This window comes from Capnocytophaga cynodegmi DSM 19736 (assembly GCF_000379185.1).
GTDB lineage: Bacteria > Bacteroidota > Bacteroidia > Flavobacteriales > Flavobacteriaceae > Capnocytophaga > Capnocytophaga cynodegmi.
In genome coordinates, this window is record NZ_KB900734.1 from 1 (window position 1) to 21,023 (window position 21,023).

At 34.0% G+C, this 21,023-nt stretch carries 21 protein-coding genes and 2 tRNA genes; 8 read left to right on the forward strand and 15 right to left on the reverse strand.

Annotated elements, in window-relative coordinates:
* Nucleotides 1–732, forward strand: a 732-nt coding sequence (locus YW9_RS12755) for a Fic family protein (RefSeq protein ID WP_018279784.1), incomplete at its 5' end; no start/stop codon positions are given.
* A gap of 88 nt (nucleotides 733–820) precedes the next feature.
* Here YW9_RS12755 and YW9_RS0108695 read toward each other — a convergent pair.
* From YW9_RS0108695 to YW9_RS0108740, 8 genes are all read right to left on the reverse strand, one after another.
* A complete protein-coding gene (locus YW9_RS0108695) occupies nucleotides 821–1,447 on the reverse strand; it encodes a hypothetical protein (protein WP_155848742.1) in 627 nt (208 codons plus the stop codon).
* Nucleotides 1,448–1,453: 6 nt separating this feature from the next.
* Entirely contained in the window at nucleotides 1,454–2,362 is a 909-nt protein-coding gene (locus YW9_RS0108700) for a relaxase/mobilization nuclease domain-containing protein (RefSeq protein ID WP_018279516.1), read from the reverse strand.
* Nucleotides 2,363–2,373: 11 nt separating this feature from the next.
* Nucleotides 2,374–2,817, reverse strand: a complete 444-nt coding sequence (locus tag YW9_RS0108705; protein ID WP_018279517.1) for a plasmid mobilization protein — start codon at nucleotides 2,815–2,817, stop codon at nucleotides 2,374–2,376.
* 386 nt (nucleotides 2,818–3,203) lie between these two features.
* Entirely contained in the window at nucleotides 3,204–4,364 is a 1,161-nt protein-coding gene (locus YW9_RS0108710) for a VapE domain-containing protein (RefSeq protein WP_018279785.1), read from the reverse strand.
* A 2-nt stretch (nucleotides 4,365–4,366) separates the two neighbouring features.
* The gene (locus YW9_RS0108715; protein WP_018279786.1) at nucleotides 4,367–4,684 is read right to left on the reverse strand and encodes a helix-turn-helix domain-containing protein; all 318 of its coding nucleotides are present in this window, start codon (nucleotides 4,682–4,684) and stop codon (nucleotides 4,367–4,369) included.
* A gap of 158 nt (nucleotides 4,685–4,842) precedes the next feature.
* Nucleotides 4,843–5,433 (reverse strand): hypothetical protein, encoded by a 591-nt coding sequence (locus tag YW9_RS0108725; protein ID WP_156127388.1) that lies wholly within the window; start codon nucleotides 5,431–5,433, stop codon nucleotides 4,843–4,845.
* Nucleotides 5,434–5,863: 430 nt separating this feature from the next.
* Nucleotides 5,864–5,937, reverse strand: a tRNA-Ile gene (locus YW9_RS0108735).
* A gap of 127 nt (nucleotides 5,938–6,064) precedes the next feature.
* A complete protein-coding gene (locus YW9_RS0108740) occupies nucleotides 6,065–7,036 on the reverse strand; it encodes a YheT family hydrolase (RefSeq protein WP_040354053.1) in 972 nt (323 codons plus the stop codon).
* A gap of 96 nt (nucleotides 7,037–7,132) precedes the next feature.
* On the opposite strand from YW9_RS0108740, the gene YW9_RS0108745 reads away from it, so the two are divergent.
* Complete coding sequence (locus tag YW9_RS0108745) at nucleotides 7,133–9,424, forward strand: glycoside hydrolase family 20 protein (RefSeq protein ID WP_018279791.1); 2,292 nt, start codon at nucleotides 7,133–7,135, stop codon at nucleotides 9,422–9,424.
* Nucleotides 9,425–9,484: 60 nt separating this feature from the next.
* Here the strand turns inward: YW9_RS0108745 and YW9_RS0108750 are convergent, their stop codons facing one another.
* Entirely contained in the window at nucleotides 9,485–10,063 is a 579-nt protein-coding gene (locus YW9_RS0108750) for a PhnA domain-containing protein (protein ID WP_018279792.1), read from the reverse strand.
* A 204-nt stretch (nucleotides 10,064–10,267) separates the two neighbouring features.
* Between YW9_RS0108750 and YW9_RS0108755 the strand changes: the two genes are divergently transcribed.
* Complete coding sequence (locus YW9_RS0108755; RefSeq protein WP_155848758.1) at nucleotides 10,268–10,921, forward strand: hypothetical protein; 654 nt, start codon at nucleotides 10,268–10,270, stop codon at nucleotides 10,919–10,921.
* A complete protein-coding gene (locus YW9_RS0108760; protein WP_018279794.1) occupies nucleotides 10,921–11,520 on the forward strand; it encodes an SCO family protein in 600 nt (199 codons plus the stop codon). Before YW9_RS0108755 ends, YW9_RS0108760 begins: the two co-directional genes overlap by 1 nt.
* A 48-nt stretch (nucleotides 11,521–11,568) precedes the next feature.
* Here the strand turns inward: YW9_RS0108760 and YW9_RS0108765 are convergent, their stop codons facing one another.
* Nucleotides 11,569–13,035 carry a lipopolysaccharide biosynthesis protein gene (locus tag YW9_RS0108765; RefSeq protein WP_018279795.1) on the reverse strand — a complete coding sequence of 489 codons (1,467 nt, stop codon included), beginning with the start codon at nucleotides 13,033–13,035 and terminating at the stop codon, nucleotides 11,569–11,571.
* A gap of 99 nt (nucleotides 13,036–13,134) precedes the next feature.
* Here YW9_RS0108765 and YW9_RS13360 point away from each other — a divergent pair, with 99 nt between their 5' ends.
* Both YW9_RS13360 and obgE read left to right on the forward strand, forming a co-directional pair.
* Nucleotides 13,135–14,253 carry an adenylate kinase gene (locus YW9_RS13360; RefSeq protein ID WP_018279796.1) on the forward strand — a complete coding sequence of 373 codons (1,119 nt, stop codon included), beginning with the start codon at nucleotides 13,135–13,137 and terminating at the stop codon, nucleotides 14,251–14,253.
* A gap of 87 nt (nucleotides 14,254–14,340) precedes the next feature.
* Entirely contained in the window at nucleotides 14,341–15,342 is a 1,002-nt protein-coding gene (gene obgE, locus YW9_RS0108775) for a GTPase ObgE (protein ID WP_018279797.1), read from the forward strand.
* A gap of 294 nt (nucleotides 15,343–15,636) precedes the next feature.
* On the opposite strand, the gene YW9_RS0108780 is transcribed toward obgE, so the two are convergent.
* Nucleotides 15,637–15,710, reverse strand: a tRNA-Asn gene (locus tag YW9_RS0108780).
* 128 nt (nucleotides 15,711–15,838) lie between these two features.
* Complete coding sequence (locus tag YW9_RS0108785) at nucleotides 15,839–17,080, reverse strand: 3-deoxy-D-manno-octulosonic acid transferase (protein ID WP_018279798.1); 1,242 nt, start codon at nucleotides 17,078–17,080, stop codon at nucleotides 15,839–15,841.
* A gap of 125 nt (nucleotides 17,081–17,205) precedes the next feature.
* On the opposite strand from YW9_RS0108785, the gene YW9_RS0108790 reads away from it, so the two are divergent.
* Both YW9_RS0108790 and YW9_RS0108795 read left to right on the forward strand, forming a co-directional pair.
* A complete protein-coding gene (locus tag YW9_RS0108790) occupies nucleotides 17,206–18,333 on the forward strand; it encodes a DegT/DnrJ/EryC1/StrS family aminotransferase (protein WP_018279799.1) in 1,128 nt (375 codons plus the stop codon).
* A gap of 49 nt (nucleotides 18,334–18,382) precedes the next feature.
* On the forward strand, nucleotides 18,383–19,354 hold the full coding sequence (locus YW9_RS0108795) for a glycoside hydrolase family 130 protein (RefSeq protein WP_026193925.1): 972 nt from the start codon (nucleotides 18,383–18,385) through the stop codon (nucleotides 19,352–19,354).
* A gap of 51 nt (nucleotides 19,355–19,405) precedes the next feature.
* Here the strand turns inward: YW9_RS0108795 and YW9_RS0108800 are convergent, their stop codons facing one another.
* The 3 genes from YW9_RS0108800 to gcvH all read right to left on the reverse strand — a co-directional run bounded on the left by YW9_RS0108800 (nucleotide 19,406) and on the right by gcvH (nucleotide 20,927).
* The gene (locus YW9_RS0108800) at nucleotides 19,406–20,128 is read right to left on the reverse strand and encodes an energy transducer TonB (protein WP_018279801.1); all 723 of its coding nucleotides are present in this window, start codon (nucleotides 20,126–20,128) and stop codon (nucleotides 19,406–19,408) included.
* A 42-nt stretch (nucleotides 20,129–20,170) separates the two neighbouring features.
* Nucleotides 20,171–20,485, reverse strand: coding sequence for a VanZ family protein (locus YW9_RS0108805; protein WP_018279802.1), 315 nt, complete (start codon nucleotides 20,483–20,485; stop codon nucleotides 20,171–20,173).
* A 61-nt stretch (nucleotides 20,486–20,546) separates the two neighbouring features.
* A complete protein-coding gene (gene gcvH / locus YW9_RS0108810; protein ID WP_018279803.1) occupies nucleotides 20,547–20,927 on the reverse strand; it encodes a glycine cleavage system protein GcvH in 381 nt (126 codons plus the stop codon).
* Nucleotides 20,928–21,023: the final 96 nt, after the last annotated feature.

Sequence of the window (21,023 nt, forward strand, 5' to 3'; positions counted from 1 at the left end):
TTTCATAAAATCCTCATAACGAGTCATTCTACCCGTATCGAAGGTTCTACCCTTACCTACGAAGAATGCATTGAACTCATACAAAAAGGCAACACTCCCGGAGGGAAAAATATTCTGTTTTCAAACCAAACCTTAGACCATCATCAAGCTCTGAATTTCATTATAAAAGAAGCCGACATCGGTCGAAATATATCCAAAGCATTCATACAAGAAATTGTTGCAAAAGTGATGAGATGCACAGGAGAACTCTTTACAAACATCAACGGAACCGTAGATGCCTCCAAAGGCGAATTCCGAAAAGCCAATGTTGCCGCAGGCTCAGCCTCTTTTATGCATTATAGTAAGGTTGTACCCGCAGTGGACAATTTAGTCAAAGAACTAAACGATAATTTTGACAGTCAAAAAGATAGCCTTTCTCAATTGGAGTTTTCTTTCTATGCACATTATCAATTGGTGAACATTCATCCCTTTTTAGATGGAAATGGACGCACTTCAAGGCTTTTGATGAATTTTATACAACGAAAATACCAATTACCGTTGGGTTTTGTATTTGCAGAAGACAGATTCCAATATTACGATGCTTTAAATTCCGTAAGAAAGACAGAAAGCTTTCGTGAATATTACGATTTTATGTTCAGTCAATACCAAAAATATCTGCAAACAGAAATTGATAAACAAAAGAAAATCAGACAAGAGAAAGAGCTACCTTTTAAGTTTGGGCGCAACAAATAATTTGGTGATTTTTTATCACTTGTTACTTTTTTAACTTGCTTTTTTGTTATTTGTTACTTGTCACTTGTCACCTTTTATTTGTTCCTTGTTATTCCTTCCTCGCATCAAATCCCGATTTGAAATGCACCAGTTTGCTACCTTCGCTCGGGTTCTTTCGCACAAATTCCTGCATCATTTTTGTGTTGTTTTCCAAATCATTTATGTAGGTTTTCTCATAAATCCCTTTGCCTTCATTATCTATCTCTCTTAGCAATTCTTCGCGGACTTCCATCCTCGTTCTGACGCTCTCCGCAAACCAATATTTTGCAGAAAAAGAAGTAATTACCAAAATCACAATGGAAAGAATCAAAATCCCAATGCTTCCATTGACGTTATTTTTTAGACTCTTTAGTTTGTTCTCAAACTGGTCTAATCTATCAATAGCCTGTTTCGACAAATCCAATTTGGTAGCCTTAAGCTTTTCCAAAAACCGAATACGTTCCTCTTTTTCCTCTTTCACAAGACTTTCCATATCTCTCAACAAAGGTTTTATACCTCTAAGAGTCGATTCATTTTCCCCCAGAAGATTCAAAAAATCCTCATATAAAGAAGTCAGCTTTGCAGATTCTTCAATGTGCTTTTCATTGCTTTTAATCACTCTTTTTAGCAATTCCAAACCATCATCCTGAGGTTGATTTTCTGTGTTTTTCATTGTGTTTTCCATTAAATTTTTCATATCCATTTATTTTTTAAAATTACGTTTCTTCTTTCTAACAAGTTCATCATCAGCAGATACATACGTGGGGCACAAAAGATTTTTAAGCAAGCCATTTTCTCTTTCTTCAGAGTTTTCTTCAAAATATGTTGCTGTAGTTTCTCCTTTTTCTTTTAAATTTTTTAAGGTGTTAAACATTTCCGAGTTTTTATTTATCATCTCTTTGATGTCTTTAATTTTCAATTGATTAGTGATTTCAGAAAGTTTATATCCCGGCAGATATTCTCTTTGCGTTTGGTCGTTAATGTCCGTGTGTTTCACAATTCGCATTCCGGAGATTCCTACTTTTACGTTTTCCGAAAATGTGACCCGATAGCCTTGTTGGTGCATTTTGGCAATTAGTTCTTCAAAACTTTTGGCGGTTCTTAAACACATTTTCAGAGCGCCAAGCATTTCTGCCTTCTTTTCCTTGCCAATTTCCACATCCGTTTTTAAGTGCATTTCTTTGCAAACCTCCCGCACGGCTGCTCCAAAACGTTCGCCGATATTGTGTGCTTTAACGGTATTCTTTCCGCAGGTATTCATCCGATTAACAATAAAGTGAATATGTTTCTGTTTGGTTGCATTGTGGATGTCCAATCGAATTTGGTTGTCTTCCATCACACCCACTTTCCGAAGTGCTTTCAAGGTCAAATCAACCAATTGTTGGTCTGTAAGTGCATCACCGATGGATTTTTCGGGGGAAATATATCCCGTAAGTGCCCAATTCTTTACCTTAGGATTTCTATTCGCCACAGCTTTCATTTCTTTAAACTGATGTTCAGCATTTTCAGAAAGTAAATTGTTGCTATACACCATCCGAGCGGTTCCCTTATCGTTGCCGTTATATTCCACAGCGATTTTGGAAATTTTTCGAGTCGTTGCCGAGTTATTCATTTTATTCTTTTTTATTTTTGCCCCCTTTCATATAAATATCTATAAATAAGCTTGGTAACCTTTTCGATTTCTTTCAAAATTTCCTGTTTGTTTTCCAACTTTGAAAATTCACGGTTTCGCAGCAGATTTTTAATCCTTACAAAATGAGTTCCGTAGGACAAAAGCACTTCGTCCGTTTTAAATTCATTGATTTTCAGTTCTTTTTCCGTAATCAGCAATCGAACGTATTTTGATAATTTCAGATTCAGCCTTTGAGCGTTTTCGTTTACCTTTTGATATTCTTTTGGGGTGAGCCGTACAGAAATCAATTTTGAAAAAAGAGGCGTATTTTTCCTTGCCAGTCCTCCTTTTCTGCCGATATCCCGAAAATGATTTTTCTTTTTTTCTTCTGCATTTTTTTGCTCTTGATGCTCGAAAATTTGGGTGACAAATTCTTTTAAAAAATCCTGTTTCATATCGCTAATTATTAGATTCTAGTTACTTACAATGTGTTTTCGACGATAGGAGAAAACCAAAAAGACCCATACTCTACATTAAAGACCCATGCTTTTTGTAAACAATGGGTACTTTTTGCACTCAAAAACAAGCAAAACTTTTCTGCATAGGTTGCAGAAAGAAGAAGGGTTGGTTAAAAATTTTCTCTCTGCTTTTGTTTTCTCTTGGCATCTTACCTTCTTACCAACAGATTGATTTCTCTAAGTTTTCCCTATTTTTAACTTCCTATCTTTTCCTACCTTCTTACCTATTTTTACCTAAAATTAAAATGAAACTACCTTTATAAACAATTGATAATAAGTATATTAATCTAATCAAGGCAAGCAGGTAACTTAGGTAAGAGGATTTACATAATTTCTATCTTCTTAGAAATGAGATATCCGTAAGTTTGTTTTTGCGGGTGTTTGATGCGCTTATATTTTTGACGCGTAAGAACTTTTCCGATTTTAATAATATTGAGTTTCACCCTTAAATTTGTATTTACTATCAACATCACATCAGAAGCGGTGAGAAAATCTTCAATATTCTCGGATTTTTCGAAATACTTGTTGATAAACTCTTCTTCAAGGCTAATTGCGGAATATTTTTCATTCCGCCTTTCATTAATTTCAATGTCCTCGACTGTAAGTTCCGGATCGTAATTTTTTCTCTTAAAAGCATTGAAATAAGCTTGTGACCAAACTTTATTTATATCAATTTCAGATGTATACGCAAAGTTTATTTTTGTCACTTCAAAAACGAGCCAGCGAACACTTCCCGTTTCATCCGTTAGAAAGTCTGTACGGTTGGTAGAGCCAACAAACGAACAGATGCGTTCCAAAAGCTCTGCTTTTCGTCCGTACGGAAGACGAACGTTCACCGAACTCTTAGAAATAAATGATTTCAAGATGTTTATGTCTGCCTTAGAAAGTACTGCCAGTTCGTCCAAATTACATATAAGATTCTTACAAATAGCGATGATGCCATCCTTATCCACTGAGATATTTTCAGTGTAGTACGGCAACAGCTCGGGTGGTGTAAGAAAACGTAAAAAAAAGGATTTACCTGTGTTCTGCTCCGATGTAAGCACTATGCATTGTTTGTTGATATATCCTTTTTTGAATACACAAAGTACAGCCCGTGTAAGCCACTTTTCCAGATGATAACGGAAAAGCGGGTCATTATCGGTGGAGATGTAGCTTGCTAGAACTCCGATAGCATCAAAATTGTCCCATTCGGGGAGGTTCTCAAAGTATTCCTCAAGTGGATTGTACTGCGGAATAAAGTGACTTCGCAAAAGAATTTCCAACTTTGCTAACGTAATTTCTATCCCTGACTGGGAAAGTTCTATCAATAACGAATTGATATTGAGAATTTCCCAGTTTTTGGGATTTTCCCTAAGCTGAATTTCATATTCCAGAGCAATGCTATTGTACCTGATGTTGTATTTTTTGTTTAGGTAAGCTATCGCTCGGTCATATATGGTCTGACCAGCACTGGAAGAATGATAAAGTTTAGTTTCTTTCATCTTTATTTGTTCCAGTGATTTACGATTTCGTTCTCAAAATCTTCGTCCTCCTGATTTTGGCTTGATGAAAGAATGTAAGCAACCAAGTCTTCCCTCCTAAAATAAAGTTTTCGCTGTCCTTCTTTCCTGTATGCCTTTATCTTTCCCTGATGTTTCAGTTGGTAAAGATATTCTGGCTCAAGGTTAAGGAATAGGGCAGCCTCTTCCTTACTATAGAAAGGTTTGATTTCCAGTGAAAGTAACTGAATTATGGTTTCATTAAATTTTTTTTGGTTTTCAGTAAGCAATAGGATTGCTTTTTCCAACGCCTCTTTGTTCATTATTTCTGATATTTTAATGGTTTCGGAGCAAAAGTATCGTGAAATAAATAAGGCAGAAAAACCTGAAGAAGATATTTTTAAATAATTTACTAACCTCTTAAAATCAATATTTTACAACAGGAATATTAATTTAAAACTGATGTGATTCGGGTTAAAAATTATGCTTTTTTCCAAATGTTATTATGGTAAGCATTAAAATTCTGAGGAGTTATAGGATTTTCTTTGGGATTACCTTTCTTGTCGACTGAGAGTACAATTTCATTTAAAAGTTCGGCTACTTTTTGAGACGTTTCAAATCCCTTTGTTTTCGATTCGTAATCCTCAAAAACAGATGTATATTTTGCAAAAAAGTTAAAAATAGACTCTACTCCCAAACCATTTTTGGCTTTATTGATAAATTCTATCTTACATAAAACTTTTTGTTTTGCGAAAAATGAAGATAAATTTTCTTTTGAATCCTTGGTTTGTTTTATACCATACAAATTGATTATATCCTCAACAGATTCTTTTTTCTCAAAAATTTGAAAAGGATAATGACCTTCTCTTTCCGCTTCTATGTGAGTAATATTAGTTGTGTTATACGTCTTTTGAAATGAAAAATTATTGTTTGTAGTGTTGGTGATTAGAAAATTATTTATGGGTGGTGTATCAACTTTTTCAACCTTTGTTTCTTGAAATTTAAAATGTTCTTGATACGGTTTTTTATAAAAATTAAAAAAAACTTTTAAAGGCTTGAAAGGAGTGTCCATTTTGTATTCAATTACAATGAATATGTAACATTTTAACATAATGGACAAAAAAGTGCTTAAGTATATATTATTGGTCAAAAAATTTTTAAAAACCCAAAAACTTATTGTAATTCCTACAAATAGTAATAAAAGCAATGATACTATTAACAACCTATTCCGATTCCACGTTCCATACCAAGCAAATCGCTCTTTCGTACAAAAGTTTACTATTAATGGCTCAATAGCAAAGAGAACTCTCCCTATCAGATACACAATGCAAAAAAGGTCTACAACAAGAAAGATAGAGAAAAAAGTTTTCATAATATATAAGTTTGGGGTAAAATTAAAAATAAACTATTATAAGACAAAATGAAGAATATTTGTTCGTCAAATGTTCGTCACAGAAGCAAAAAGCACCTACAAATAAATTGTAAGTGCTTGATTTTCTTTGTGGTCCCAGCTGGGCTCGAACCAGCGACCACCTGATTATGAGTCAGGTGCTCTAACCAACTGAGCTATGAGACCCTGCCATTTTCTGACGAGTGCAAAATTACAACTATTTTTCTTTCATACAAAATTTTTCAAGAAAATAAATTCAAAAATCAACAAGAACGAAACATTATAAAGCACTAACAAATTAGTTATTAATATATTATAATTTATTTTTATTTATCATTTCCACACAAAATTGTAATGCTCTTGTTTCATTGTAGTACAGATTTTTCCTGTCATAAAATGCTACGTGACCACCATACTTTGGAGTTTCCAGATAAAAATGAGGCATTTTTTCAGCTATTTCATTAGGAAAACATTTTTCGGAAAGAAACGAATCATTCTGGGCATTTAGCAACAATGTTGGCGTTTTAATCTGATGCAAAACAAAAAGTGAGTTACATTTTTGATAATAATCGTCTGCATTAACAAAACCATTTGACTTTGAAGTATATAAATCATCGAAATCCTTTAAAGTCTTAACCAAATCTACTTCAGAAATAGCTAATTCGTTTGGAAATTTTATGGCCTTTGTTTTAGCTTTTTGCTTCAATGTTACCAAGAATCGTTGAGCATAAATCCAATTTCTTTTCTTATGTAATTTTTCAGAAGCTCCCTTTAAATCACAAGGTGTAGAAATAGCAATAATTGCTTTTACTTCCTTTGGAACCAAGTGTTTCCCCGCATAAAATAGACTAATATTTCCGCCCATACTAAACCCTTTTATAACGATTTCAGTATAACCCAACTGAATTACTTTTTGCACAACTTCCTCCAAATCTGTCGATTTTCCAGAATGATAAGACGAAAACAAACGATTATCCTCACCGCTACATCCTCTAAAATTCATAGCACAAACATCAAATCCGTTCTGGTTGAATAATTTTGCAGTACCCAGAACATAAGGCCGCTGAGCAGACCCCTCCAATCCGTGTAAAATAATAATACAACGATTCGTTTTTTGCTCAGAATAACTCCAGTCCACATCCAAAAAATCTCCATCTGGCAATTCCAATCGTTGCCTTACTTGAACTACTCCCAATACTTTTCTAACCTTTCCAGAAAAAATCGTAGAAAAATCAGTCTGACGAAATAAAAAAGGTGGTTTATACGCAGATTGAATAACTGGCATTTTCATTTGATTTTACACCTCGCAAAAATAATAAAAGTATTTAGGTTTTATCTTAAAAAAGCCGTACTTTCGCCAGAGCAATAAATATTATAAATAATGAAAAAAATAATACTTCCTTTTCTTTTGTTAGCCATTGGCTATCAAACACCTAAAGAAATAACTTTTGAAGAAAGTGATATTAATATCATTCCAAAACCCAAAAACATCTCTTTATCAAATGGTTATTTTGAATTCACTTCAAAAACAACCTTTGTCGCCGCCGATACATTGCAAAATGTAGCAAGGTTGATAACCGAAAAATTTAAAAACGCTTCAGGTTGGGATTTAAAAATAACAAACGAACCCCAAAAAAGTAATTTTGTTGTTCTGGAAGCTGACACATCCCTCCCAAATGAAAGTTACACATTTAATTCTGATAATGAGAAAATAACCATAAAAGCCTCTGACCGCAACGGATTTATTTACGCTTTACAAACCTTACGGCAACTACTTCCAAAAGATATAGAAAGTTCAAACATTGTTAAAACAGATTGGATTATACCCTCTGTTAATATCCAAGACCAACCCCAATATCCTTGGCGTGGTTTGATGCTTGACGTAGCACGTCATTTCTTTCCTAAAGAATATATTCTGAAAACTATCGACCGAATGGCAATGTTGAAACTCAATACATTTCATTTTCATTTGATTGATAATGAGGGTTGGCGTATTGAAATAAAAAAATATCCTAAACTTACTGAGGTTGGATCGTGGCGAGTAGACCAAGAAGAAAAACATTGGAATGCACGAAGTACAAATTCCCCCGAAACAAAGGGAACTTATGGTGGTTTCTACACGCAAGAAGACATCAAAGAAATTGTATCTTACGCCTCAGAAAGAGGTATTACCATAATCCCAGAGATTGAAATGCCAGCTCACGTGATGAGTGCCATTGCAGCTTATCCTGAGCTATCGTGTCATAAACGTCCAATCGGTGTTCCATCAGGAGGCGTTTGGCCAATTACAGATATTTATTGTGCAGGACAAGATGAAACTTTTACCTTTTTAGAAGATGTCCTTACAGAGGTAATGGATTTGTTTCCAAGTAAATATATTCACATCGGAGGTGATGAGGCAACTCATACAGAATGGGAAAAATGTCCAAAATGCCTACAACGAATGAAGGAACATAAACTAAAAAATGCTCACGAATTGCAAAGTTACTTCATAAAACGAATAGATAATTTCTTAGTTGCAAACGGCAGAAGATTAGTTGGTTGGGACGAAATTATCGAAGGAGGTTTACCGCCACAAGCCATTGTGATGAATTGGAGAGGAATTGATATTGGCAAAAAAGCCATCGAACAAGGTCATCAAGTTGTTCTGACAAGTGATTGTTACATAGACCAATATCAGGGTTCTCCTGATAATGAACCACTTGCTATTGGCGGATATTTACCTTTGAGCAAAATCTACAACTATTCACTAAATAAAGATGAATTGACACAAGAGCAACAAAGGCAAATTCTTGGAAGTCAGGCGAATTTGTGGGCGGAATACGTTCCAAACGAAAAACATTCTGAATATATGATTTTTCCACGACTTTTAGCTCTTGCAGAAGTAGTTTGGACGCCTCAAGAAATAAAAAACTGGAATAATTTTATGAATAGAGTTCAGAAATTACTTCCCCGATTGGAATTGATGAATATCAACTATTCAAAATCAATGTATCAAGTATCTTCTAAAATTGAAAATCAAGATAATAAAGTTATCATTACGCTACATAGTGAACTACCTGAAGCCGACATCCGTTACTCTTTAAATGGAGATTTATCCAAAGCCCAGAAATACACACAACCCATTGAAATAAAAGAAACTACAACTATAAAATCAGCTGTTTTCTTTAACGAAAAACCCAATGAGGTGGTTTATTCGGACACCATTGTTTTTCATAAAGCAATTGGAAAAAAGGCTGTATACAATCCTGTGTATCATAAAAGCTACCAAGGACAAGGAAACGAAACGCTTACTAATATCGTTCGAGGAACAAAAAACTTCCACGACAAACAATGGTTGGCATGGTTAGTTGATGATGCTTCTGTTATAATTGATTTAGAAGAAGACACGGAAATTGAAAAAGTCATAGTAGGAGCGATGGAAAACCAAGGTTCGGGAATTTACTTTCCAACAAAAATAGACCTTTTAGTATCTGTTGATGGTAAAAATTACACAAAAATTGGAGAAGTTAGCCACCCACATACATCAAATGGGTACGCTGTTTTGAAAGATTTTAAGTTTGATTTTGAAAAACAGAAAGCTCGATTTGTGAAATTAGAAATACAAAACTTAGGACACCCACCCAAAGGAGGTGACTCTTGGATGTTTATTGATGAAATCCAAATTTTCTGATAAAAAAATAGGCTATCTGATAATAAATTAGATAGCCTATTTTTCTTTTACAAGAATGTTTTAAACCTTCTTAACATATTGTGTTACAATCACAATTTGTTGCCCATCAACTTTTCCTTCAATATATTGTGGATTTTCACGATCCAAAGAAATTTTACGAACCACTGTTCCTTGTTTGGCAACCATACTTGAACCTTTCACCTTCAAATCTTTTATCAAAACTACATTATCACCTGCTTGTAAAATTGCTCCGTTGCTGTCTCTGTGGATAATTTTCTCGCTTTCATCTAAATGATCATCTGAAGCTTTTGCAAAAGCAAGTTCTTCATCGTCCAAGTACATCATATTTAGCAAATCCAATGACCATCCTTCGCTTTTCAACCGATTGAGCATTCGCCAAGCCATTACCTTTACAGCCCGATGTTCACTCCACATACTATCATTTAAGCAACGCCAATGATTGCTATCCAAATCTGTAGAGCCTTCAATTTGTGAAACACAGGTTTTACAAGCCAACAAACTGCCATCTAATCCGCCCGTACTGGTAGGAGGCACTTCATAAATTTCTAAATTATTTGTTGCACCACATAATTCACAACAATTTCCGCTTCGTTTTTGTAATTCTTGAAGTAAATTCATTTGAAAATTTTATTAACTTTGCAAAGTTACGTTTTTCTAATTTTTTTCACAAAAATCTATATGAAAAATAATCCTGCAGTTATTTCAATATTTTCATTGATTATTTTCGCGTTCTCTACATATTACTTTTCAAACGTATGTTCGATATTTGAACATTTGTTAAATGACATTGCAATTAACGACTCTATTAAAATGAGTATCGTTATGACATTAAGCTGTATTACAATTAGTTTATTACCTTTCTTAGTCATTTATTTTTCTGACAATAGAGATATTTTAACAAAACCAAATTTTAAAGAAAGTTTCCAAAACGGACTCCCATTTGCTTTTTTAACCTTGTTGATTCTTTTCGCCATTTTTTTATTTTTACAGCAAAAGAACGCCTATCACGGTATAAATCTTATTTTCATTTTTAATATTTTTTTCTACTATTTTTTAGGATATCAACAACTTTTTAAACACACAAACTTAGGATTTCTACCTATTACAATTATTGTTTCTATTATTTCTATGTTACCTAATTGGTTTATGCTGAAACAACTTCAATATTTTCCAATCTTTGGAATGACATTTTTAGAAAATTTCATAGCTTTTTTGATTGTTGGGTGGATTTATATTGAATGGAAATACAATTTCTGGTTACTGTGCTTTCTTTCTGTGATGACAGATTTCTTCTTCGCTATCAGTCATTTTGAATCAGTAGCAAATGCCGAGCAACCATTTTTTAAAAATCCCTTTTTTTATAAGATTTTGACGTACATTTTGGTAATTATTTTTACCTTTGCGTACAAGAAAATGAAAAAAGTATCTTTTACAATCTATAATTCCAATATTTGGAAAAAAACACACATAAAATAATGAGAAAAAAATACATACTCTTTGTTCTGTTCATTACCCTATTTTCAGTAGGTTGCTCTGATTCAAAATTAGTTACCATTGGGAAAGCTCCCAAATTCTCTTTCACTAATCAGAATAACCAAACCATTTCTAACAAAGATTACGAAGGAAAAGTCTACGTCGTAGATTTCTTCTTTACAACTTGCCCAACTATTTGCCCGATAATGACTTCAAGTATGGTAAAAGTTCAAAATGCCTTTGAGGGGAAAAACATTGGTTTTGCCTCATTTTCAATTAATCCAGAAAATGACACGCCTGAAGTACTGAGAGAATACGCCCAACAACACGGAATAACAAGCCCTAACTGGCATTTACTCACAGGCGACGAAGAAGCAATTTATGATTTAGCGAACAATGGATTCAACCTCCACGCACAAAATAATGCCAAAGGAATTGACGGATTTGAACATTCTGGACTTTTTGCATTGATTGACCAAAAGGGGAATATTGTTTCACGTAAAGATGCTAACGGAAATCCAATAATCTACTACGACGGATTAGAGGATTCACAAATTGAAATGTTAATAGAAGACATCAAGCTACTTATTGGCACGCCTTAGTTTTAGGAATCACTTTGTTTATTCTTCCGTTAATAAGATAGACAAATCTTACGCTTTCTTTTTGCTTAGGTAACCTTTTAGCATTTTTCTAATTCCTGCTTCTTTTTGAAAGACTACAAAAATGTATAATAGCAACAGAAAAGTTCCCACATACATATTTCTGTCAAAAATGTAGAATGTAAAAAATGAGGCCAATACGCTAAAAATTAAATAAAATAGGATTTTATTTATATTGTAAGGAATTGGATACTTTCTCTGCCCTACAAAATATGATACTAACATCATAACCAGATAGGTAGCCAATGTAGCCAAAGCTGCTCCCTTATAGCTTATTACAGGAATGAGCAAAAAGTTTAACAAAATTGTGATAACCATTCCTAATATAGAAATATACGCACCAAACTGAGTTCTGTCAGTTACCTTGTACCAAACCGAAAGACTGTGATATATACCCAAACAAAGATTTGCCAACAAAACAACTGGAACAACCCATAACGCTTCCCAATATGCTGGATTATTTATCAAAATAAGCTTAAAAATATCTGTGAAAACCGTAATAAAAAGCAAGATAAATGCTCCAAAAATAGTAAAATATTCAGTCACTAAAGCATACGTTTGTGGTGCGTTTTTATCTTGTGCATTACTAAAAAAGAAAGGCTCAACTCCTAATTTATAAGCTGTTACAAATAGCGTCATAAAAACTCCCATTTTATAACAAGCCGAATAAATCCCGATAGTATTATCAGCAGTTTCAACAGGAAGCAACATTCGTAAAAATACTCGGTCAAAGCCTTCATTCACAGCAAAAGCAATCCCTGCAATTAGCACAGGAAAGGCATATCGGAACATTTTTTTCCACAAATCGAATGAAAAATCCAATCGAATTTTAAAATAAATCGGTAACAACACAATAAGTGTTAGCAAACTTGCCATTATATTGGAAATAAATATATAATACACCTGATTTTCAAAATAAAAGAAATCCCAAAAAGCATTGTCTTTCAATTTTGGAAGTAAAAGGAAGAAAAACAAGTTCAGTAAAAGATTCACTGTTACATTTCCAATTTTTATAATAACATATGTAAGCGATTTACCTTCGTTTCGGAGTTGTGCAAAAGGAATAACAACCAATGCATCAAGCGTCAAAATAATAATACAAAAGGCAATCAAATTCACATCATATTGTAACCATTCCGATATGAAATTTCGAGCAAATAACGCTACAACAAAAAAAGACAACGAACTAACAAACAAAGAAGTAAGAGCTGTAGATTGTACTTTGCGTTTATCCTCTTCTTTATTCATAAAACGAAAAAAAGCAGTTTCCATTCCATAGGAAAGCAGCACGTTACCCAAAATGAGATATACAAACAAACCCGAATAAATTCCAAAATCTGCGGTAGAATTTAATTCTTGAACGTATAAACGAGTAAGAATCAAGGATATTACACGTGGAAGTACAGTTGCTAATCCGTATATAAAAGTATGTTTGAATAATTTTTGTAGTTTGCTCATTTCTTTGTGATATAACGCACCGCAAAACTACACAAAATAGGATAAAAACATCTTGCTTCTTGACAAAAAAAATGTACCTTTGTGCTTTATTTATTTTCTATGGAAATCATAAAAATACACGACAAATCATTTGAACCTTACATTGAAGCTGAACAAATTCAGCAAATTATTCAGCGAATGGCTTCGGAAGTAGCTAAGGATATGGAAGATACCTGTCCGCTATTTGTTTCGGTACTTAACGGAGCTTTTATGTTTGCTTCCGATTTTGTTCGGCATTATAAAGCGGATTGCGAGATTACTTTCGTAAAATTAGCTTCTTACCAAGGAATGCAATCTACCGAAAAAGTAGTGGAGCTTATCGGATTGGATATTCCTGTGGAGGGGCGTGATGTGGTGGTTTTGGAAGATATTATCGACACGGGCAACACTCTGGAGGAAATTTATCGCATTTTCCACGACAAAAAAGTAAAATCATTGCGCATTGCTACACTTTTCTTTAAACCAGATGCCTACAAGAAAGATTTAAAAATAGATTACGTAGGGCAACCTATTCCGAATCGATTTATCGTTGGTTATGGGCTTGATTATGACGAATTAGGAAGAAATTTACCTCAAATATATCAATTAAATAATTCAATAACGATGACAAACTTAGTTTTATTCGGGAAACCAGGAGCTGGAAAAGGTACACAAGCTGCTTTTTTGAAAGATAAATACAATTTGGTACACATTTCAACAGGGGATTTATTCCGATTTAACATTAAAAACGAGACCAAATTAGGAAAATTGGCTCAATCATATATGGACAAAGGTGATTTGGTTCCTGATGAAGTTACTATCCAGATGCTACAACAAGAAATAGAGAACAATCCTAAGGCTGAAGGTTTTATATTTGATGGATTTCCAAGAACTATCGCTCAAGCTGAGGCTTTAGATGATTTCTTAGCTTCAAAAGGAATGAAAATTCACGGAACATTGGCCTTAGAAGCCGACGATGAAATTCTGATACAACGCCTTTTAGAAAGAGGAAAAGTAAGCGGACGCACCGATGACCAAGATGAAAGCAAAATCAGAAATCGATTCGTGGAATACAACGAAAAAACTGCTCCACTTATCGAATTTTATAAAAAACAAGGAAAATATCACGGCATTGATGGTATTGGCACAATTGAAGAAATTACAACACGTTTGTCTAACGCTATCGATAATCTAAAATAAGTATTACAAAACATTAAGAAAAACCCAAACTTTTGATAGGAGATTTCTTCTTCAAAGGTTTGGGGTTGTCTATTTTCTATAAATATTATGACTGAAGGGAATTTCACGGATTATGTAAAAGTATTTGTCGCCTCAGGAAATGGCGGAAAAGGTTCTATGCACTTGCATCGGGAGAAGTTTGTTGCTAAAGGCGGACCTGATGGCGGAGATGGCGGAAGAGGTGGACACATTATTGTTCGTGGAAATAAAAACCTATGGACACTCATTCACTTCAAGTTTCAAAAACATTTCAGAGCGGGACACGGTGAAAGTGGCGGAGCAAGTCGTAGTACAGGAGCTGATGGGAAAGATGTTTATCTTGAAGTCCCTTTAGGCACAATCGTAAAGAATGCTTTAACTGATGAGGTTTTGTTTGAAATTACAGAAGACAAACAGGAGGTCATTGCGTTACGTGGAGGAAAAGGAGGCTTAGGGAATTGGCACTTCAGAAGTGCTACCAATCAAACTCCAAGATATGCACAGCCTGGCATTCCTGGTGAGGAAATGGAACTTTTGTTAGAATTGAAAATTCTTGCCGATGTAGGATTTGTAGGTTTTCCTAATGCGGGAAAATCAACATTGTTATCGGTTATAACTTCTGCCAAACCGAAAATTGGTGATTATCCTTTCACAACATTAAAACCTAATTTGGGAATTGTAGAATATCGTGATTTTCAATCTTTTGTTGTAGCAGATATTCCTGGTATTATTGAAGGAGCTGCAGAAGGAAAAGGATTAGGACATTATTTCCTACGACATATTGAGCGAAATTCAACGCTTCTTTTCCTCATTCCTGCTGACAGCAAAGATATTGTAGAAGAATACCATATATTGCTAAAAGAACTGAAAGAGTATAATCCAGAACTACTTGATAAAGATAGACTTATAGCTATTTCAAAATCAGATATGCTTGACGAAGAACTTACTTCTGACATTGAAAAAGAAATCAAGCCTGCTCTAAAAGGAATTTCTTTTTTATTTATCTCATCTGTTTCAGGAAAAGGTATTTCCCAACTAAAAGATACTCTTTGGAAAATGATTAACAAGTAGGAAATATTCACAAATATTTATTTTTTCTAATTCATCAACTTCAATAGGAATTTGATGATTTTTTTGTTTTTTTCAGTTTCCCATTCCAAATTACCTAAACAAATAAATAAGTTTAAACTTCAATGATTTATCAAGAAAAATCAGAAATGATTAAGGTATGATATGAATCATTTAAAGAAGAAAATCCTTGAATTTTTCTGCTAATTCTTCCTTATAATATTGAGGATTATCATCTACAGGAATTATCAAAAAGAAAAAAGCACCTACATTTCTGTAAGTGCTTGATTTTCTTTGCTCCCCCTACTGGACTTGAACCAGTGACCCTCTGATTAACAGTCAGATGCTCTAACCAACTGAGCTAAGGAGGAATATTACCTTCTGTTTTGCGTTTGCAAATGTACAACTATTTTTTGTTTTCACAATACTTTTATCAAAAAAATCAATCTTAATTTTTGTTAAAGTTCATAATCAGCTATAAATCAACACACATAACCATCTACTTTTCTTTATTTTTTCTATTTTCATAGAATGTGATAAAGGCTTGTGTAGCACCTTGACTCTCCCTGATGAAGTCCTTATTAACTTTCCCCATTTCTTCTTGCTTCTCAGGAACTGAAATTAACAAGTCCATAATCTGTTTAAATTCTTCTTCGCTCGTGATAGACACAACTCCTCCTCTACCGACTAAAGCCTTAGCCTCATTGAATTTCTCATAGTTTTTCCCTATCACCACAGGAATACCAAAAACAGCCGGTTCCAACACATTGTGTAGCCCACTTTTACCCATTCCGCCTCCCACATACGCAATATCCGCATAGCTGTACACTTTTGTTAAAATACCAATCGTATCAATAATGAACACATCAAAATCAGATAAATTCTTACCTTGCCTTTCCGAAAAAAACACTATCTTTTTAGATATTTTCTGTTTAAAAAAATGTATTTTTTCTGGGTTGATATTATGTGGTGCAATGATAAATTTAATATTTCCAGTTGAGTTATTTACATAACTGAGATAAATTTCCTCGTCTTCTTCCCACGAACTTCCAAAAACTACACAAGTAGAATTATTCTTAAATGTTTCAATAAAATCCAAGGAATTGTCTCTATCTAAAATTTCCAAAACTCTATCAAAACGTGTATCACCACTTACCATTACATTTTCAAAACCAATAGATTGCAACAATAATTTTGATTTTTCATTTTGAACAAAGAAATGACTAAAACATCGTAAACAATCTCTCATCATTCCTCCGTATGATTTAAAAAATATTTGATTTTCACGAAAATTACCTGATATTAAATACGTTGGAATTTGATTTTTTTTCAACTCAGAAAGATAATGATACCAAAAATCGTACTTAACAAAAATGGCTGTCTTAGGACGAACAACTTCAATAAAACGTCTCGCATTTTCGGGAGTATCCAAAGGAAGATAAACAACTACATCAACATCTTTACTATTTTTACGAATTTCATATCCCGAAGGAGAAAAAAATGTAACAATAATCTTATTTTTCTTCCTCAATTCTTTCATAACTGGCAATCCTTGTTCAAACTCCCCCAAAGAAGCCGTGTGAAACCAAATGTATTGCTCATTTGCATCTATTTTTTCCTTAAGATAGAAGAAGACATCTTTGCGTCCCTCAACAAAAAGTTTGAGTTTTTTATTGAATAATGCCAAAAATTTAAGTACAAAACCTACAACACGAATTGAGGCAGTATATACGATTTTCATCTAAAAATTATTTTTTGCGAAAATACATATTTATTCAAATTACTTCCTTATTTTTGTGGGATATTTTTTGTAAAAGCAAAAATGATGCGTTTTTGCAAAAATTCTTCTAAATAAGTAGATTAAGTATGAAAAAAATACAAATGGTTGACTTGAATGGTCAATATCAAGAAATTAAAGAACAGGTTCAGGATGCTTTCAATGAAATTTTAGAAAGTACTGCTTTCATCAACGGGCCACAGGTTCACGCTTTTCAGAAAGAGTTAGAAACATATTTAGGCGTGAAACACGTAATTCCGTGTGCCAACGGAACCGATGCTCTACAAATTGCTATGATGGGGCTTGGATTAAAGCCTGGAGATGAGGTAATTACTGCTGATTTTACTTTTGCAGCAACCGTTGAGGTAATTGCTTTACTGAATCTTACACCTGTTCTGGTTGATGTTTATGATGATACTTTCAATATCAATATCGAAGCCATAAAGAAAGCCATTACTCCAAAGACAAAAGCCATCGTTCCTGTGCATTTATTTGGACAACCCGCTAATATGGAAGCTATTATGCAAATAGCAAAAGAGCATAACTTATTTGTAATTGAAGATAATGCACAAGCCATTGGAGCTGATTTCACGTGGTCGGACGGAAAAAAACAGAAAGTAGGAACTATCGGACACGTAGGGGCTACTTCATTCTTTCCTTCAAAAAATTTAGGCTGTTATGGAGATGGAGGAGCAATTTTTACCAATGATGATGACCTTGCTCACACCATTCGAGGAATTGTAAATCACGGAATGTACGTACGTTACCATCACGATGTAGTGGGAGTTAACTCCCGATTGGATTCGCTACAAGCAGCAGTACTTCGTGCAAAACTTCCACACCTAAGCACATACAACAAAAAACGCCAAGAAGCAGCGCAAAAATACACAAATGCCTTAAAAAATACTCCAAATGTAATAACTCCTTTTAATGAAGAAGGTTACGACCACGTTTATCATCAATACACCCTACGAATCACCAATGGAAAACGTGATGAACTGGCAAAAATTTTATCTGAAAACAATATCCCTTTCGGAATTTATTATCCAATTCCGCTACACTTACAGAAAGCTTATGCCGACAAACGGTACAAAGAAGCAGATTTTTCCATTACAAATCAATTGGTAAATGAAGTTATCTCTTTGCCTATGCACACCGAGCTTGATGATGAACAAATCAATTTCATTACCAAAATAATCAATTCCTTTTTTAATTAAACTGATAAAAATATAAAATTTCTAGATATTTAATTTTTTAGATTAACTTATGAGTAAAACACAAATGCCTTGGCAAGAGCGTCCTGAAGGATGCAAGGATGTTATGTGGCGATACAGCCAAAATCCAATCATTGGGCGATATCATATCCCAACTTCCAATAGTATTTTTAATAGTGCCGTAGTTCCTTTTGGAGACGGATTTGCAGGAGTTTTCCGTTGTGATAACAAAGCGGTACAAATGAATATTTTTGCAGGTTTTAGTAAAGACGGAATCAATTGGGAAATCAATCACGAGCCCATTATAATGAAAGCAGGAAATACACAAATGATTGATTCTGATTACAAATACGACCCTCGCGTTACGTGGATTGAAGACCGCTATTGGGTTACTTGGTGTAATGGCTATCACGGACCTACCATCGGGATTGCCTACACATACGATTTTAAGGAGTTTTTCCAATGCGAAAATGCGTTTTTGCCCTTCAACCGAAATGGAGTACTGTTCCCAGAAAAAATCGATGGTAAATACGCAATGCTTTCACGACCAAGTGATAATGGACATACACCATTCGGAGATATTTATATCAGCTACAGCCCTGATATGAAATATTGGGGTGAACATCGTTGTGTTATGAAAGTAACTCCGTTTGAAGATAGTGCTTGGCAGTGTTTAAAAATCGGTGCTGGTGCAGTGCCTATACTTACCGATGAAGGTTGGTTGATGTTTTATCACGGAGTAATCAGAACAGCTAATGGATATCGCTACTCAATGGGAGCTGCTATTTTGGATAAAAACAACCCAAGTAAGGTTAAATATCGTACACAGCCTTATCTATTGGCTCCTGCTGAAATTTACGAATTAACAGGCGATGTACCGAATGTTGTATTCCCTTGTGCAGCGTTGCATTCTATTGAAGAAGACAAAGTTGCTGTTTACTATGGAGCTGCCGACACGGTAGTTGGTGTAGCTTTCGGTCGTATTTCAGAAGTTATTGAATTTACTAAAAACAATAGTTTGTAAAAATCAAATAGAAAATAAAAAAGCCAACCTTAATAAAGGTTGGCTTTTTTATTATGAGTTTAACTTGAAATTAATTGGATAAGAGAATGTTACTGATGTTGGTTTTCCACGTTGTTTACCTGGAATAAGTTTTGGCAACTTCTCTATAATTCTACGAGCTTCTGCTTCTAGCATTTTATCTGGTCCACGAACTCCTATGATAGTGATACTTCCATCTTTATTAATACGGAAGTGAACATTCACCCTTCCTTGAATTCCCATCTCTGCTGCAGCTTGTGGGTAAGTGAAGTTCTTTTGTACGTGTTTGTCCAAATTCTGTTTAAAGCAATCAAACTGTTTGTCTTTTGCCACGTCTTTACAATTTTCGAACATCGGTTTGTCCTCAATAATTGTAAAAGGAACGTCAACCTCTTCTGGTTCTTCAACAACTTCTTGAATTTGAGAAACTTCGATAACTTCATCTTTCTTAACCTCAGTATCTTGAATGATAGTTTCTTCTATTTCTTTCTCATTTTCAACGATTTCTACCTCTTGTACTACTGCAGGTGGTGGAGGTGGTGGAGGTGGTGGAGTAATATTTTCCAACACAATTTCTTCTTGTTCTTCATCAAGTAACTTGTCAACATCTGTTTTTCGATCGTCAACAACTTGCTTGTCGTAAGATTTCAACTCAAATCCTGCATAGGATAAGGCTGAAACCAATGCAAAACCGATAGCAAAAAATAGTCCACTATTTTTGGTTAAATCTGCTTTTGGGTTCTTTTTAGGTTGCATAACTTAAATCTTTTTAAAAGGTTACTAAACATTTTTTTAACATTAATTAAAAGCTTTTTTATTAATGATTGTCACAAAAATCAAAGCAACAATTGTGCCAAAGGAGTTGAAAAAAACGTCGTATATATCTCCGCTTCTTGTAGTTGTTATTGTTTTTTGCAACAATTCTATACTAATTCCTAATAAAAAAGCAAATAATGCCGAAATAAGATAAACATAAGGTATTTTTTTAACACACTTACATTCATTTTTTAATGTTAAAAAAAACAAAACCGTAAATACAAAATAAAAAGTAAAATGTGCTATTTTATCTATGTATGGGATACGGGGTAAATCAGGGGTGCTATCTCCAGGCATTAGGCTCAAGGTTACCACAACAATGAACCATATTCCTAATAAGATTGTGAACTTTCGTTTTTTAAGCACCTATCAAATCTGTATATTCTTCGGCAGAAAGCAATGTATCTATCTCAGATGCATCACTAAACTTTATTTTAATCATCCAACCTTCGCCATAAGGGTCTGAATTTACTTTCTCAGGCTCTTGCTCCAAAACATCGTTAAAAGCAATGATTTCCCCACTTAATGGCAAAAACAAATCAGAAACCGTTTTTACAGCCTCAACAGTTCCAAAAACTTCTTCTTTATCAAGAGTTTCTCCTTCTGTTTCGACCTCAACATAAACAATATCACCCAATTCTTTTTGAGCGAAATCGGTAATCCCAACTACTGCTAGGTCTCCTTCGATACGAACCCACTCGTGGTCTTTCGTGTACTTTAATTCTGATGGTATATTCATAACTTTTTTAATTTTTTAAATTGACTTCAAAAGTATAATTTTTTTTTGAAAGAACAAAATTATTATTCTTTTAAATTTCTGATAATTACATTTTAT

Coding starts and splice junctions, on each gene's coding strand:
- YW9_RS0108760 (WP_018279794.1), top strand. CDS start 10,921: ATGAGAAAAAAATACATACTCTTTGTTCTGTTCATTACCCTATTTTCA.
- obgE (WP_018279797.1), top strand. CDS start 14,341: ATGACTGAAGGGAATTTCACGGATTATGTAAAAGTATTTGTCGCCTCA.
- YW9_RS0108700 (WP_018279516.1), bottom strand. CDS start 2,362: ATGAATAACTCGGCAACGACTCGAAAAATTTCCAAAATCGCTGTGGAA.
- YW9_RS0108710 (WP_018279785.1), bottom strand. CDS start 4,364: ATGAAAGAAACTAAACTTTATCATTCTTCCAGTGCTGGTCAGACCATA.
- YW9_RS0108805 (WP_018279802.1), bottom strand. CDS start 20,485: ATGCCTGGAGATAGCACCCCTGATTTACCCCGTATCCCATACATAGAT.
- YW9_RS0108725 (WP_156127388.1), bottom strand. CDS start 5,433: ATGGACACTCCTTTCAAGCCTTTAAAAGTTTTTTTTAATTTTTATAAA.
- YW9_RS0108790 (WP_018279799.1), top strand. CDS start 17,206: ATGAAAAAAATACAAATGGTTGACTTGAATGGTCAATATCAAGAAATT.
- YW9_RS0108800 (WP_018279801.1), bottom strand. CDS start 20,128: ATGCAACCTAAAAAGAACCCAAAAGCAGATTTAACCAAAAATAGTGGA.
- YW9_RS0108715 (WP_018279786.1), bottom strand. CDS start 4,684: ATGAACAAAGAGGCGTTGGAAAAAGCAATCCTATTGCTTACTGAAAAC.
- YW9_RS0108745 (WP_018279791.1), top strand. CDS start 7,133: ATGAAAAAAATAATACTTCCTTTTCTTTTGTTAGCCATTGGCTATCAA.
- YW9_RS0108785 (WP_018279798.1), bottom strand. CDS start 17,080: ATGAAAATCGTATATACTGCCTCAATTCGTGTTGTAGGTTTTGTACTT.
- YW9_RS0108765 (WP_018279795.1), bottom strand. CDS start 13,035: ATGAGCAAACTACAAAAATTATTCAAACATACTTTTATATACGGATTA.
- gcvH (WP_018279803.1), bottom strand. CDS start 20,927: ATGAATATACCATCAGAATTAAAGTACACGAAAGACCACGAGTGGGTT.
- YW9_RS0108795 (WP_026193925.1), top strand. CDS start 18,383: ATGAGTAAAACACAAATGCCTTGGCAAGAGCGTCCTGAAGGATGCAAG.
- YW9_RS0108705 (WP_018279517.1), bottom strand. CDS start 2,817: ATGAAACAGGATTTTTTAAAAGAATTTGTCACCCAAATTTTCGAGCAT.
- YW9_RS13360 (WP_018279796.1), top strand. CDS start 13,135: ATGGAAATCATAAAAATACACGACAAATCATTTGAACCTTACATTGAA.
- YW9_RS0108755 (WP_155848758.1), top strand. CDS start 10,268: ATGACATTAAGCTGTATTACAATTAGTTTATTACCTTTCTTAGTCATT.
- YW9_RS0108695 (WP_155848742.1), bottom strand. CDS start 1,447: ATGAAAAATTTAATGGAAAACACAATGAAAAACACAGAAAATCAACCT.
- YW9_RS0108740 (WP_040354053.1), bottom strand. CDS start 7,036: ATGCCAGTTATTCAATCTGCGTATAAACCACCTTTTTTATTTCGTCAG.
- YW9_RS0108750 (WP_018279792.1), bottom strand. CDS start 10,063: ATGAATTTACTTCAAGAATTACAAAAACGAAGCGGAAATTGTTGTGAA.